The 13891-nt window shown below is 30.3% G+C and carries 16 protein-coding genes; 11 read left to right on the forward strand and 5 right to left on the reverse strand.

Translation table 11 applies throughout. From position 1 onward, the window contains the following. Nucleotides 1-10 precede the first annotated feature (10 nt). The 4 genes from tig to SLH33_RS08640 all read right to left on the reverse strand — a co-directional run bounded on the left by tig (nucleotide 11) and on the right by SLH33_RS08640 (nucleotide 3507). Nucleotides 11-1333, reverse strand: a complete 1323-nt coding sequence (gene tig / locus SLH33_RS08625; RefSeq protein ID WP_320418681.1) for a trigger factor — start codon at nucleotides 1331-1333, stop codon at nucleotides 11-13. 135 nt (nucleotides 1334-1468) lie between these two features. Further along, nucleotides 1469-1810, reverse strand: coding sequence for a phage holin family protein (locus SLH33_RS08630; protein WP_320418682.1), 342 nt, complete (start codon nucleotides 1808-1810; stop codon nucleotides 1469-1471). 213 nt (nucleotides 1811-2023) lie between these two features. After that, nucleotides 2024-2791 carry an alpha/beta fold hydrolase gene (locus tag SLH33_RS08635; RefSeq protein WP_320418683.1) on the reverse strand — a complete coding sequence of 256 codons (768 nt, stop codon included), beginning with the start codon at nucleotides 2789-2791 and terminating at the stop codon, nucleotides 2024-2026. Nucleotides 2792-2793: 2 nt separating this feature from the next. Beyond that, entirely contained in the window at nucleotides 2794-3507 is a 714-nt protein-coding gene (locus tag SLH33_RS08640; RefSeq protein WP_320418684.1) for a pyridoxine 5'-phosphate synthase, read from the reverse strand. A 60-nt stretch (nucleotides 3508-3567) separates the two neighbouring features. Between SLH33_RS08640 and SLH33_RS08645 the strand changes: the two genes are divergently transcribed. From SLH33_RS08645 to murI, 8 genes are all read left to right on the forward strand, one after another. After that, nucleotides 3568-4227 carry a CBS domain-containing protein gene (locus tag SLH33_RS08645; RefSeq protein WP_413818261.1) on the forward strand — a complete coding sequence of 220 codons (660 nt, stop codon included), beginning with the start codon at nucleotides 3568-3570 and terminating at the stop codon, nucleotides 4225-4227. Between the two features lie 35 nt (nucleotides 4228-4262). Next, entirely contained in the window at nucleotides 4263-5162 is a 900-nt protein-coding gene (locus tag SLH33_RS08650; RefSeq protein WP_320418686.1) for an NAD kinase, read from the forward strand. Nucleotides 5163-5267: 105 nt separating this feature from the next. Beyond that, nucleotides 5268-5945, forward strand: coding sequence for a DUF6089 family protein (locus SLH33_RS08655; RefSeq protein ID WP_320418687.1), 678 nt, complete (start codon nucleotides 5268-5270; stop codon nucleotides 5943-5945). A gap of 3 nt (nucleotides 5946-5948) precedes the next feature. Next, nucleotides 5949-6701: an isoprenyl transferase gene (locus SLH33_RS08660; RefSeq protein ID WP_320418688.1), complete on the forward strand. Its 753-nt coding sequence runs from the start codon at nucleotides 5949-5951 to the stop codon at nucleotides 6699-6701. Further along, nucleotides 6694-9261, forward strand: coding sequence for an outer membrane protein assembly factor BamA (gene bamA / locus SLH33_RS08665; RefSeq protein WP_320418689.1), 2568 nt, complete (start codon nucleotides 6694-6696; stop codon nucleotides 9259-9261). Before SLH33_RS08660 ends, bamA begins: the two co-directional genes overlap by 8 nt. 64 nt (nucleotides 9262-9325) lie before the next feature. Beyond that, nucleotides 9326-10129: an OmpH family outer membrane protein gene (locus SLH33_RS08670; RefSeq protein WP_320418690.1), complete on the forward strand. Its 804-nt coding sequence runs from the start codon at nucleotides 9326-9328 to the stop codon at nucleotides 10127-10129. 41 nt (nucleotides 10130-10170) lie between these two features. After that, nucleotides 10171-10680 (forward strand): OmpH family outer membrane protein, encoded by a 510-nt coding sequence (locus SLH33_RS08675; RefSeq protein ID WP_320418691.1) that lies wholly within the window; start codon nucleotides 10171-10173, stop codon nucleotides 10678-10680. A gap of 64 nt (nucleotides 10681-10744) precedes the next feature. Next, nucleotides 10745-11542: a glutamate racemase gene (gene murI / locus SLH33_RS08680; RefSeq protein ID WP_320418692.1), complete on the forward strand. Its 798-nt coding sequence runs from the start codon at nucleotides 10745-10747 to the stop codon at nucleotides 11540-11542. Here the strand turns inward: murI and SLH33_RS08685 are convergent. After that, nucleotides 11539-12519, reverse strand: a complete 981-nt coding sequence (locus SLH33_RS08685; protein WP_320418693.1) for a type IX secretion system membrane protein PorP/SprF — start codon at nucleotides 12517-12519, stop codon at nucleotides 11539-11541. The two genes, murI and SLH33_RS08685, sit on opposite strands and share 4 nt — an antisense overlap. 153 nt (nucleotides 12520-12672) lie before the next feature. Between SLH33_RS08685 and SLH33_RS08690 the strand changes: the two genes are divergently transcribed. Genes SLH33_RS08690 through SLH33_RS08700 form a run of 3 tightly spaced genes read left to right on the forward strand, consistent with a single transcriptional unit; the run spans nucleotide 12673 to nucleotide 13881 of the window. Then, nucleotides 12673-13284 (forward strand): WG repeat-containing protein, encoded by a 612-nt coding sequence (locus SLH33_RS08690; RefSeq protein WP_320418694.1) that lies wholly within the window; start codon nucleotides 12673-12675, stop codon nucleotides 13282-13284. Between the two features lie 17 nt (nucleotides 13285-13301). After that, complete coding sequence (locus SLH33_RS08695; protein WP_320418695.1) at nucleotides 13302-13514, forward strand: hypothetical protein; 213 nt, start codon at nucleotides 13302-13304, stop codon at nucleotides 13512-13514. Between the two features lies 1 nt (nucleotide 13515). Further along, nucleotides 13516-13881: a hypothetical protein gene (locus SLH33_RS08700; protein WP_320418696.1), complete on the forward strand. Its 366-nt coding sequence runs from the start codon at nucleotides 13516-13518 to the stop codon at nucleotides 13879-13881. Nucleotides 13882-13891: the final 10 nt, after the last annotated feature.

A 13891-nucleotide genomic window follows, 5' to 3' on the forward strand; every position in this document is an offset into this window, starting at 1 on the left:
ATTTCAGTTCTTATTTGTAAACTTCTTTGATGAAGTCTTCGTAGCTAACTTCTTTAGTTGTAAACTTCATGTTTTCTTTGTAGAAGTTTAATAATTTTTGAGAAATTAACTGCGATTGCAAGCGTTGCGCTTCTTCTTGGTTAGATAATACTCTACCTGCAATGTTGTTTAACTCCTCTTCTTCTGGGTTCATGTTACCAAACTGTGCCATTTGAGCTTTGATGAATCCTTTAGCGTAGTCTAATAACTCAGCATAATCTAATTTGATGTCGTTATCTTTCATAATCTTTCCTTCGATTAATTGATAACGTAATCCTTTTTCTGATTTGCTATACTCTTCTTTAGCCTCATCTACAGTTAATTCTTTTTCTCCTGCAGTTTGTAACCACTTTTGTAAAAATTCTGCTGGTAAATCAAACTTAGTATTTTCAACTAAATGCTCTGTTACCGCATTTAATAATTGTTGATCTGCTTGTTGTTGGAATTGCTTTTCAGCGTCTTCTTTAATTTTATCTTTTAAATCAGTTACTGTTTTTACGCTTCCGTCAGCAAATAACTTATCGAATAATTCTTGGTCTAATTCTGCTAATTCAGTTTTAGTGATTTCTTCAACAGTAAAGGTTACTTTGATATCTAAATCGTGTGCTTCATCATGAGAAACACCTAAAACGTGTTGTAATTTATGATCGTCTTCGAATAACTTTTTAGTTTTTAATTCGATAACATCACCTACTTTAGCTCCGATAAATTTCTTTTCGTTTGTTTTACCTTTTAAGTCTTTTACTTGGAAAGTAGATTTTTTATTGATCTCTTTTTCGTCTGAAGTAAAAGTACCAGTTACGTTAGATTCTGCAGTAACTTCATCTTCTGCATTCATTTTACCGTAACGAGTTTGAATATTTTCTACCTCTTGATCAAGTAGTTCATCTGTAGCAACAATTTTATACTCAGTAATTTTGTTTTTTCCTTTGATATCTACATCAAATTCAGGAGCTAAACCTAATTCGAACTCAAAAGAAAATTTATCTGCATCCCAGTTAAAATCATCTTGCACCTTTGGTAACGGGTTTCCTAAAATATCTAACTTTTCTTCTACCAAAAACTTGTTTAAACTTTCTTGTAAAAGCTTATTTACCTCATCAATCATAACCGCTTTACCGTACTGCTTTCTTACCATACCCATTGGTACGTTTCCTTTTCTAAAACCAGGAACATTTGCTTTTTTACGGTAATCGTTTAACACTTCTGTTACTTTGTCTTTATAATCTTCAGCAACTATATCAACTTTTACAACTGCGTTTAACGCATCTACATTTTCTTTTGTAATATTCATTTTGATAAAATCTATTTCTTAAAAAATTGGGTGCAAAATTACTATTTTATTTCTTGATAACCAAGCGATTTGGTAATGAGAATTAAACTTTAGTTTTTTATGTTTTTAAAATAGTTCTTTTTCAAAACCTCCATATTATTCATCATCTAAAAAACTGAATAATAGCGACCTAAAAACAGATAGTAATACACTAAACAATAGTGCGGTAAAAAAACCATTGACTGCAAATCCGTCTATCAATTTATCGGCTACCAAAATAATAATAGCGTTAATAACAAACAGAAATAATCCAAAGGTTAAAAGTGTTACTGGTAAAGTAAATAGCACTAACAACGGACGCACAAATAAGTTTAGCAACGCAATGGTAACTGCTACAATTAATGCTGTAACATATCCACTAACTGTTACTCCAGGCAAAAAATTGGCTAAAATAATGACTGCTAACGCTGTCAATAAGAGTTTTAAAAATAATTTCATATTGTTTTGTTTTAGTTTGTTAATGCTATAAAGATAGACATCTGTTATTTACTTTCTTATTGCAAAGGATAAAACAATCAAAAAACCTTTTTACATGTACTAAAATTATTCACTTAACTCTCAACTAGATTTTATTTCAACTTAATTTATGATACTAAGCTTCGAAAGAAAATTATTTCGGCAGTAATACATAATAAAAATAAATGGCAAAATCTACTCTAAAAACCCAATCACATCTTTGTAAAAATCCTTTGGATTTTCAGCATGTAGCCAATGCCCAGCATTGGCTATTGTTTTTATTTGTGCATTTGGAAAATGAGCACTAATAAGCGGTTCATCTTCTTTAGTTATATATCCTGAATTTTCACCAGCAAGAAACAAAGTTTTCCCCTCAAAAACAGTAAAAGATGGTAAGGCTTTTACAACTTCAGGATAATTTTTGGTTAATGAAGATAAATTGAATCGGAATGCTAATTGATCTTTATCTTTCCAGTAAGTATTTTTCAACAAAAACTGACGAACTCCTACCTCAGAAATTAATTCAGCCAATTTAGCATCTACCAATTTACGGGAGTTTTGCACAGAAAAATCTACTGAGTTTAAAGCTTTGATTATATCTTGATGATGCGGTGGATATTCTTTTGGCGCAATATCTGCAACAATTAATTTTTCAACAAACTCTGGGTGTTCTACTGCAAACAACATCACCGTCTTCCCTCCCATTGAATGTCCTAATAAATTTACTTTTTCTAATTGATGATGTTCTATGTAGTTATACAAATCTTCAACTAGTAATTCGTAATTAAATTCATCAGAATGAAAACTACGTCCGTGATTTCGTTGATCTATTAAATGCACCTCAAAACCATCTTCCGCAAATTTATTAGCATGACTTTTCCAGTTATCACCCATACCAAAAAATCCGTGTAGAATTAACAAGGGTTTTCCTTCTCCAATAATTTTTGAGTGTAAAATTTCCATACTTATTGAAGTCTATGTAAGTACATATTTACCACATTTTCTAACCCCAGATAAATACTTTCAGAAATCAACGCATGCCCAATAGAAACTTCTGCTAAATTTGGGATATTCTCCTTAAAGAATTTAATATTATCTAAACTTAAATCGTGTCCTGCATTAATTCCTAATCCTAAATCGTGTGCTAAAATCGCTGCTTCTGTATATGGTTTTACAGCATCTTTATTCCCTTTTTCGTATTCTTTGGCAAAATGCTCAGTATACAATTCTATTCTATCTGCTCCTGTTTTTGCAGCAGCTTCAATCAGTTTTAAATCAGTATCGATAAAAATTGAAGTTCTTATTCCTGTATTTTTAAACTCAGCAATCACCTCTTGTAAATACGATTGATTGCTAATCGTATCCCAACCTGCATTGGAAGTAATGGCATCTACAGCATCTGGTACCAATGTAACTTGGGTAGGCTTTATATCTAACACCAAATCCATAAACTTTTGAATCGGATTTCCTTCAATGTTATACTCGGTAGTTACTATCGGTTTTAAATCATATGCATCTTGATAACGAATATGACGCTCATCGGGTCTGGGGTGAATAGTAATTCCTTCAGCCCCGAATTCTTGAATATCTTTAGCTACTTGTAATAAATTTGGCACATTTCCTCCTCTAGAATTACGTAACGTAGCAATTTTATTAATATTTACACTTAACTTTGTCATTACTTTTCTTTAAAAGGACAAAGGTAAATCATTAAAAGTTTTTAAACTATATTCGTAATAATGAATATTAACGATTATATACTTAAAGAAATAAAAGCATTAACGCTAAACAGCACGATAAAAAAAGCGCAAAACTTGTGCAAAAATTTACCTATTACTCATATACCAATTGTTGAGGATAATAAGTTAATTGGTTGTTTTGCTGAAGATGATATTCAAACCATTGAAAACAAAAATAGAGAGTTAAAAGAATATTCTTATTTACTCAGCTATTTTCATGCAAGTGACAAAACCTCATTATTAGAACTTATAGCTCTTTTTGCTGAAAATGATTGTAATTTAATTCCGGTTCTAGACAAAGAACTAAATTATATTGGGTATTATGAATTACGCGATATTTTAACTTTGTTTACCGATAGCCCATTTATGCACCATGATAATGAAACCTTAATTGTTTCTAAACCTAAGGCAGATTTTTCTATGAGCCAAGTTTCGCAAATTGTTGAAAGCAATAAAGCTAAATTGTTAGGCTTATATGTGTCTCATGAAACTGCAGATGACGTTCAAATCACTTTAAAAATAGCTTCTGAAGAAATAAATGAAATCATCCAAACATTTAGAAGATATGATTATCAAATTATATCTCAAAGAGAAGATGATGAATATTTAGAAGAGCTAAAAGAACGCGCAAATTATTTAAAAAAATATTTAGACATGTAGTTTTTACATGCATCTCAATTAAAAAATATTTAGAATTGAAAAAAGTAGCTATATACGGACAATCTTACACTGTTACTGCCGAAAAAGAAATTCAAATTTTACTACACGTTTTAGAAGAACATCATATTTCTGTACATTTTGAAAAACAGTTTTATGATCTTTTAGTTGCAAACAACTCACTACAACACTCATATCAAACGTATTCTCATTTTAAAGATTTATCAGATTCTTTTGATCTAATGTTTACGATTGGTGGTGATGGAACTATATTACGTGCCGTAACCTATGTTAGAGACTTGAATATTCCTATTATGGGGATAAATGCCGGTAGGTTGGGTTTTTTAGCTACCATACAAAAAGATCAAATAAAAGAGGCTATAGAGCTTTTATTAAAAAAAGAATACACTATTCAGGAAAGAAGTTTGTTACAGGTAGAGACCAATCCTTCTGCAGATGATTTTTCAGAACTAAACTTTGCTCTTAACGAAGTTACGGTTGCAAGACGCAATACCACCTCAATGATTGGTATTAAAACCTATTTAAATAATGAATATCTAACCAATTATTGGGCTGACGGATTAATTGTGGCAACCCCAACTGGATCTACAGGTTATTCTTTAAGCTGTGACGGACCCGTAATTTTGCCCAATTGTAAAAGTTTAGCAATAACCCCTATTGCTCCACATAACCTTAATGCACGTCCAATGGTCATTCCGGATGATATTAAAATTCAGTTAGAAGTAAGTGCTCGTGAAAAAGATTTTTTAATTTCTCTAGACTCACGAATTACTACAGTGCCAGAAGAAACAATTATCTATATTAAAAAGGCTCCATTTACTATCAAAAGTATTTTACCTAAAAATCAATCCTATTTAAAGACCTTGCGAGGAAAATTACTTTGGGGAGAAGACACACGCAATGAACCTATGCAGTAAACAGCAAAAACAATAAATTGGCAAAAAAACAGTTAATCAAAAAAGACAGATTATTAACTTTTTAAAGCAAATTCATTTCCCTATATTTGCACGCTATTTCATCAAATGAAAAAATACATTTTCGCCATATTAGTCGCTTGTTTCACAAGTAATTTGTTCTCTCAAATCCATGAAATTGGTTTTTTTTTGGGAGGCACAAATTTTATGGGAGATATAGGTAACACAAGCTACATCAACCCTAATAAAATAGGTGGAGGATTTGTGTACAAATACAATTTAAACCCTAGAATTGCTTTAAGAGGTACAATATCTTATTTGCCTATTTCTGGTGATGATACTCACTCTAATAATCCGTATCGAAAAATTAGAGGCTACAACTTTACCAATAAAATTTATGAGTTGGCCGCAGGAGTTGAATTCAATTTCTTTGAATATAACATAAGAGAAAGAAACACTTCTTTTACACCTTATATTTTAACAGAAATAGCTGTTTTTGACTCAAAAAAAGCTGATTTCATTAACGGAAACAACAATATTGTATTTAAAAATAACTTTTCATACGCTATTCCTGTTGGAATAGGCATTAAAGGAAGATTAGCAGATAACCTTGCTTATGCTTTTGAATCTGCAGTTCGTTTTACTTTTGAAGACACATTAGATTACACAACAAATAAAATTGATAGACTAAACTTTGGGGGAACAGGTAGTGACTATTATGTTTTTACCGGATTTTCTTTGGTATACACCTTTGGAAGACCTCCTTGTTATGCCGATAGAGAATAATTTATGAGCTCTAAACCACAAAGCATCAACCTTAAAAAAATACCCAACCATATTGCAATTATTATGGATGGTAACGGACGTTGGGCAAAACAAAAAGGAATGCAGCGTGTTTTTGGGCACAAAAATGCATTAACAGCTATAAGAGAAACAGCAGATTACGCTTCAGAACTAGGTGTAGGTTATTTAACTTTATATGCATTCTCCACCGAGAATTGGAACAGACCTAAATTTGAAGTAGATGCTTTGATGAGCTTATTAGTAACCACTCTTAAAAAAGAACTGCCTGAGTTTATGAGAAAAAGCGTCAAGGTAAACTCTATTGGTGCTATTGATCAACTTCCTAAAAAAGCCCAAAAAACCCTTAAAGAGGTTATTGAAAAAACGAAGAACAATACTAAAATTACATTAACCTTTGCACTAAGCTATGGAGCACGTGAAGAAATTGTTAATGCAATCAAAAACATATCTAAAAAAGTTGTTAATAAAGAATTAGAAATTGAAAAAATTGACGAAAAAATTATAAATAATCATTTATATACGTTTAATTTGCCCGACGTTGATTTGATGATTCGCACAAGTGGGGAACAACGAATAAGCAATTTCTTACTATGGCAAATGGCTTACGCTGAATTATATTTTACAGACGTATTATGGCCAGATTTTAGAAAAGAACATCTTTTTAATGCAATAATTGATTACCAGAATAGAGAACGTAGATTTGGAAAGACAAGTGAACAGATTGACAGTAATGAATAAAAATTCATTTTTAGCAGCATTATTTATCATGGCTTTGACCATGAGTACAAAAGCTCAGGAAACACCAAAAGACAGTATACCACAACCTAAAAGTACTGAGGCTTTAAATTACGAAAAGGGAAAAGAATATATTCTGGGAGGCATTAGTGTTACCGGTTTACAAAAATTTAGCGAACAAACTGTTCGTGTTTATACTGGGTTAATTAACGGGCAGCCTATAAAACTTCCTGGAGATAAACTAACTAGTGCTATTAAAAAACTTTATGAAAGCAAACAATTTAGTGATGTAGATGTATACCTTTCTAAAATTGATGGAAATACAGTTTATCTTCAGTTTGATGTTACTGAACTACCACAATTAAACAAAATTAATATTTCTGGTGTTAAAAAATCTAAAGCTAAAGAGTTAAAAAAAGAAACGGAGTTAGAAAAAGGCGCTCAAGTAACTGATAACTTAATAGTAACCACCCGAAACTACATTAAAAAGAAATATACCGATAAAGGTTTTCTTAAAACTAAAGTTTCGTTAAACACTAAAAAGGATACTTCAGACACCAATACTGTTGATATGATGGTTCATATCGATAAAGGAAATAGAATTAAAATTAAAGACATTAATTTTGTAGGTAATGATGCTTTGTCTGATGGTCAATTAAGAGGGGTAATGAAAAACACGAAGCGTAAATTTTTAGGTCGTTTTTGGAAATCTTCAAAATATATTGCTGATGAATACAAGGAGGATCTAGAAAATATTTTAGAACGTTACAGTGAATTAGGTTATCGTGATGCTCGTATATTAAGCGATAAATTAACTTGGAATGATGATAATACTATCAGTTTAGAAATTGAATTAGAAGAAGGTAAACAATACCGCTTTGCTGATATCGTTTTTGTAGGAAATCAAAAATATAATGATGACCAATTAAACCGCTATTTAAGAATTGACAAAGGAGATATTTACAATGGAAAAGTTTTAAAAGAACGTATTTCTGGTGATGGAACTCCAGACTCTCAAGATATTCAAACACTGTATCATAATAACGGATATTTATTTTCATCTGTAAACGCAGTAGAAACTAAAGTAGAAAATGATTCTATTACAGTTGAAGTAAGAATTAGAGAAGACGAACCAGCAACTATTAAAAAAGTAACTGTCGTTGGTAATGATAAAACAAATGATCATGTAATTTACAGAGAATTACGTGTTAAACCAGGAGATTTATTTAGTCGTCAAAACATCATTCGTTCTATTCGTGAAATTGGTCAATTAGGCTTTTTTGATGCCAACGTAACTCCAGATGTAAAACCTGATTATCAAAACAAAACTGCCGATATTGAGTTTAGTGTTGTAGAAAAAGGAGGAAGCCAAATTGAATTACAAGGTGGTTATGGTGGAGGAGCCTTTATTGGTACATTAGGACTATCTTTTAACAACTTTTCTGTAAGAAACATCTTTAACAAAGAAGCATACAAACCATTACCTATGGGTGACGGACAAAGTCTTTCTTTACGTTTACAAGCAAGTAGAACATATAATACATATAGTTTTTCTTTTACAGAACCTTGGCTAGGTGGTAAAACACCTAAATCCTTATCTTTTTCAGTATACTTATCCAATCAATACAGATATGATTACACTACCAATAAAGTTGACAGAGGCCAAAGTTTAAGTATAATAGGTGCATCTATAGGTTTAGGACAACGTTTAAAATGGCCGGATGATTATTTCTCATTATCGCAAAGTATCAGTTTCCAGCAAATTGATTTGAATAATTATCGATATAGTGTTGGAACATCAGGTGATATTTTAAAAACAGGAGATTTAAACAACCTAGCTTACAATGTTACTTTAAGCAGAAACTCTGCAGGACCTAGCCTAATCTTTCCTACTTATGGTTCAGAGTTCACTATTAGAGCAAAAGCTACATTGCCATATTCATTACTAAATGGAAAAGATTATAGCGACCCTGGTTATATTTCAGGCTCTGATGAAGACAATCAATGGCTAGCAGAAAAATACAAGTGGTTAGAATACTATAAAATTTCTGCAAAAGGTAAATGGTATACCCAATTAGCAAACAAACTTGTATTAATGTCTAACTTTGAATTAGGATATTTAGGCTCTTATAATAAAGAATTAGGCTTAACTCCTGTGGAAAGATATTTTGTGGGTGGAGATGGTTTAGCTCAAGGTAATTTAGATGGCCGTGAAACCATTGGTTTACGTGGATATGAAAACAACCGTTTATCTTCAATAGATGGAGGGTCAATTTATAATAAATTTCAATTAGAATTACGTTATTCAATTACAGATAAACCTTCGGCATCAATCTATACCGTAGGATTTTTAGAAGCAGGTAATTCTTATGACAATTTTAGCTCATTTAATCCGTTTGATTTAAAACGTTCTGCAGGAGTAGGAATTCGTATATTTATGCCAGCTTTTGGTTTATTAGGTATCGATTTTGCACATGGTTTCGACCCATTACCGGGTGACACCTCATTAAATCCTACAAAATCAGGATGGCAAACACATTTTATAATCGGAAGACAGTTCTAAAAAAAATACAACATAAGTGTGTGTAGTTTTTGGCACGGTTTTTTCTAAACACATTATGTACAAGATGAAAAAAAACATTTTTACAATCGTTCTTTTATTTATTGTTACTGCTTTATCTGCACAAAAATCTCAAAAGATAGGTTATATAGATATGGAATATATTTTACAAAATATTCCCGAGTACATTGAAGCCCAAAATTCATTAAATGAAAAGGTAGCTAAATGGAAAGTAAATCTAGATAAAGAAGCTAGATCCATAGAAGTTTTAAAAACAGATTTAGCTAATGAAAAAGCTATTTTAACTAAAGATTTAATTGAAGAGCGAGAAGAAGATATAGCTATTAAACAAGAAGCATTAAGAAGGCTTGAATCTTTATATTTTGGTCCGGACGGAGATATGTACATTTTAAGAAAACAACTTGTACAACCAATTCAAGATCAAGTTTACAATGCAGTTCAAACTATAGCCGCTAGAGGAAAATATGATTTTGTTTTTGATAAATCAAGTGATTTAGTCATGTTATATTCCAACAAAAAACACGATATTAGCGAGCTTGTTGTTAAAATGATTAACATAGATCAAAGAAAACAAGCAAAACTTGATAAAATAGCAGAAAGAAAAAAGCTTTTAGACCAAGAAGGATTATCTGAAGAGCAAAAGAAAAGAATTGAAGATAAAGATGCTTTAAAGAAAAAGAGAGAAGCAGAAAGAGAAGCTAAATATCAAAAAATAGAAGAAAAACGTCAAGCTATATTAAAAGCTAGAGAAGAAAAAAGAAAATTGTTACAACAAAAAAGAGAAGCTTTGAAAAAAGCTAAAGAAGAAGAGCAAAAGAAACAAGAAGACGAAAAACAAAAAACAAATTAATAAACCGAAAAAAGAACACATAAATTTAAATTAGAACAAACATGAAACATTTAAAAACGTTATTATTAGTTGCAATTTTTACGATTGGATTAGGTGGTGTGGCAAATGCACAAAAAACTGCACATATTAACACTGATAAATTGTTAGCAGAAATGCCTGAAACTAAAGCGTTAAAAGCTGAGTTAGAAAGGTTACAAAAAACATACAGAGATGATATTGAGGGTATGTTTAAAAAATTAGAAGCTAAAGTAAAAAAATACGAAGCAGAAGGGAAAAGTCAAACTCAAGAAACTAATCAACAAAGAGCAATAGAAGTACAACAAGATCGTCAAAAAATTGCTCAAGCAGAACAAGCTATGAATCAAGAAATGGGTAAAAAGTATCAAGAAAAGACTATGCCTATTTTAAAGAAAGCTGAAGACGCTATTAAAGCGGTTGCTGCTGAAAAAGGCATTATTTATGTATTAGATGCTGCTCCAGGTAAAGGATTAATCGTTTACGACAAAGGAGAAGATATTTATCCTGCTGTGAAAGCTAAATTAGGATTCTAATTAAAACCATAATATAAATCAAAAAACCTGCTTTTTAAAAAGCAGGTTTTTTATTTTTGTATATATGATAAATGCATCTTCAAATAATTCAATTGGTATTTTTGATTCTGGTATAGGAGGTACTTCTATTTGGAAAGAAATTCATGCTCTTTTGCCCAATGAGGATACAGTTTACTTATCTGATAGTAAAAACGCACCTTACGGTTTAAAATCTAAAGAAGAAATTATAGACTTATCTATTAAAAATACTGAATTGTTAATTAAAGAAGGTGCAAAAATTATTGTAGTTGCTTGCAATACAGCAACTACAAATGCTATACAATATTTAAGAAACAATTATCAAATTCCTTTTATAGGTATTGAACCTGCAATTAAACCTGCTGCCATAAAAACCAAAACAAATAAAATTGGAATTTTAGCCACTAAAGGAACTTTAAATAGTGAACTATTTGAACATACCTCATCAAAAATTGACAAACACATTAAAATTATAGAACAAGTAGGTGAAGGCTTGGTAGAATTAATAGAAAACAACAAAATTGAATCTTCAGAAATGAGTGTTTTATTAAAAAAATACTTATCCCCTATGCTAGAGCAAAAAATAGATCATTTAGTTTTAGGCTGTACTCACTACCCATATTTGATTCCACAAATAAGAAAAATAATAGGAGAAGATATTCAAATAATTGATTCTGGAGAAGCTGTAGCCAAACAAACTAAAAACATACTCTCTAATTTAAATCTATTAAACAAAGAAAGTAAAAAATCAACTACTATCTTTTATATAAACAAAGATGAAGTTATATTGGAAAAAATTTTATTAAACTATCCTAATAGCATCATCAAAAAAAGAGATTTCTAAAATAGCGATCCATTAATATTTGGACACGCTGATAATCTTCTCTTTCTACACAACACATTTAGTCCAATAGAAATTTGATGAAATCCATCTTCAGAAAAAACCACATCATTCATTTGCTTAGTGTATGTATAAGAAAACATAAATCTTTTATAATTAACTCCTAATATTGGAGAAATATATTGTGCCTCTTCAAACGAATTTCCATCAAAAGTAGATCTATAAGATAAAGCTGCCCATAATTGAGATTTGCCTAATTTTTTATATGCTTTAAAATTGATATCTGCTATTTTTTCCCCTGTTTGATCTTTATATTGAAACATTAAAGATGGCTCAAATTGGAACTTATTTTCATCTCCAAAAAAATATGCTGCTCCTAATATATAGTTCCTTAAATTTAAAGCTTCATACTCTGATTTTAAATTGTCTTTAGCAGTTAAAAAAATATTTTTAATTGTTAAAAAGCTAGACAAACCTCCCAAATGATAACCCATTCCGAAATCTGCATTAAAATAAAAATCACTTTCTATAATCTGTTGCACCTCTGGATCAAAAGATGAGAAGGTAGTTTGATCTACTTCATTTTGAACCGCAGATAATGACAACCCAAAAGACAATTGGTTAAAAATATTTCCTCTATCTAATTCTAAATGAAAAGCATATGTTCCTTGTATTCCTTTTTGTGAATGATATCCGTTTTTATCATTAAATAAAATGAAACCATATCCTGCTTTTTTATCAACTCCCACTTTAGCATGAAAACTAGCAGTTTGTAGTTTAGGCGCATTATCTACTCCTAACCACTGGTTTCTGGCAGTTAACCTTATTTTTCCACACTCTCCTACCCCTGCTGCAGCTGGATGAACTAAGTATACATTGTCTGATAAATAATCTTGATATATAGGAAATGTTTCTTGTGAATGAGAACTTAAACTAAATAGAAATAAAGTGGTAGTAAAAAGTTTTATTAAGTTTTTCATTTACTATTTTTTTTCAAATATATTCTATTTAATTAGAATTATACAATTAATTAACATTCTAATATAACTATTACTACTATTAATGATGATAAAAATCATTTTATAAAATTTATTATATCAATAGCTTAGCAAAAATTCTTATCTTTAATAATTATGAAAAAAAGTGTATTTATTTTATTATTATCTATCTCATTTATTTCAAACAGTTATTGTCAAAAAATTGAAAATTTAGATTTTATTTCTCCTTTCAACAATGGTGTTGCCGCAATAAAAAAAGGAGATCATTGGGGCTTTGTGGACAAAGAAGGTACTTTAGTAGTACCTTATAGAAAAGATTTAGTGACTACTAAACATGAAGACGGACAATATCCTATTTTTAATAGTGGAAGATGTCTATACACTATAAAAAAAGGAGGTATTAATTATTTTGGCTATATAAATAAACAAGGTAGAACAATTATTGAACCTCAATTTTTAAACGCTACAAACTTTAATGAAGGAAGGGCAATTGTTTTAAATTTAGATAAAGAAAACTTAGGACAAAATAATGTTTTAAACAAAAACGTAATTTCTTATAGTTATGCACATGTTATTATTAATGTTGATGGAAAAATTATGCATCATTTAACAGGATATAAAAGCACTTCATTACTCCCTGAATTTATTAAAACTCCACCTACAATTACTACTGAATTACTTTCAGACAATTTATACATGATACAACAAGACAATGGAAAAATAACCATTAAAAACGTAAACGAATGATCTAAAAAGTAAGCATCATGAAAAGCATTCAAAAAATAATGGAAGAAATTACGCAACTCACGTATAATATTGAAATCAATTACCCAGAGTTATACCAGTTTTTGAATGAAAATCCAGAAACAATTCCTTCCACAGATCATCCGGAAATTGATGAAAAAACTTTACAAAATCATCTTGATAGTTTAAAGCAAGTACTAAAACATTATATAAAAACCAATAAGGTAAAATAATATGAAAGAACTAGCTTCTCCTGACAGACAAATAACTTTTATATACAGCTCAAACTCATCTAGAGCCAAACAAACTTTTGCGTATGCCAAAGCAGAAGGCTTGCCAATTCTTGAATTTGACATTTTAAAAAATAAACTTACCGGAACACAAATTGCAGAAATAGCCGAGAGATTACATATTAAAATTGAAGATTTGGTAAATCAAGAACATCCATCATATACCGAACTTTTTGAACCTCATATTTTGTCAGAAAACGATTGGATTAAAATGATACAACATAATCCAGAAATAATGAAACAACCCATTGCTATTAGAGGTAATAAAACTATTTTGATTGAAACCCCTTCCGACATCATTAAAATTTAAACTCAACAAT

It is taken from the genome of Tenacibaculum sp. IB213877, assembly GCF_034043975.1.
Taxonomy (GTDB): domain Bacteria; phylum Bacteroidota; class Bacteroidia; order Flavobacteriales; family Flavobacteriaceae; genus Polaribacter.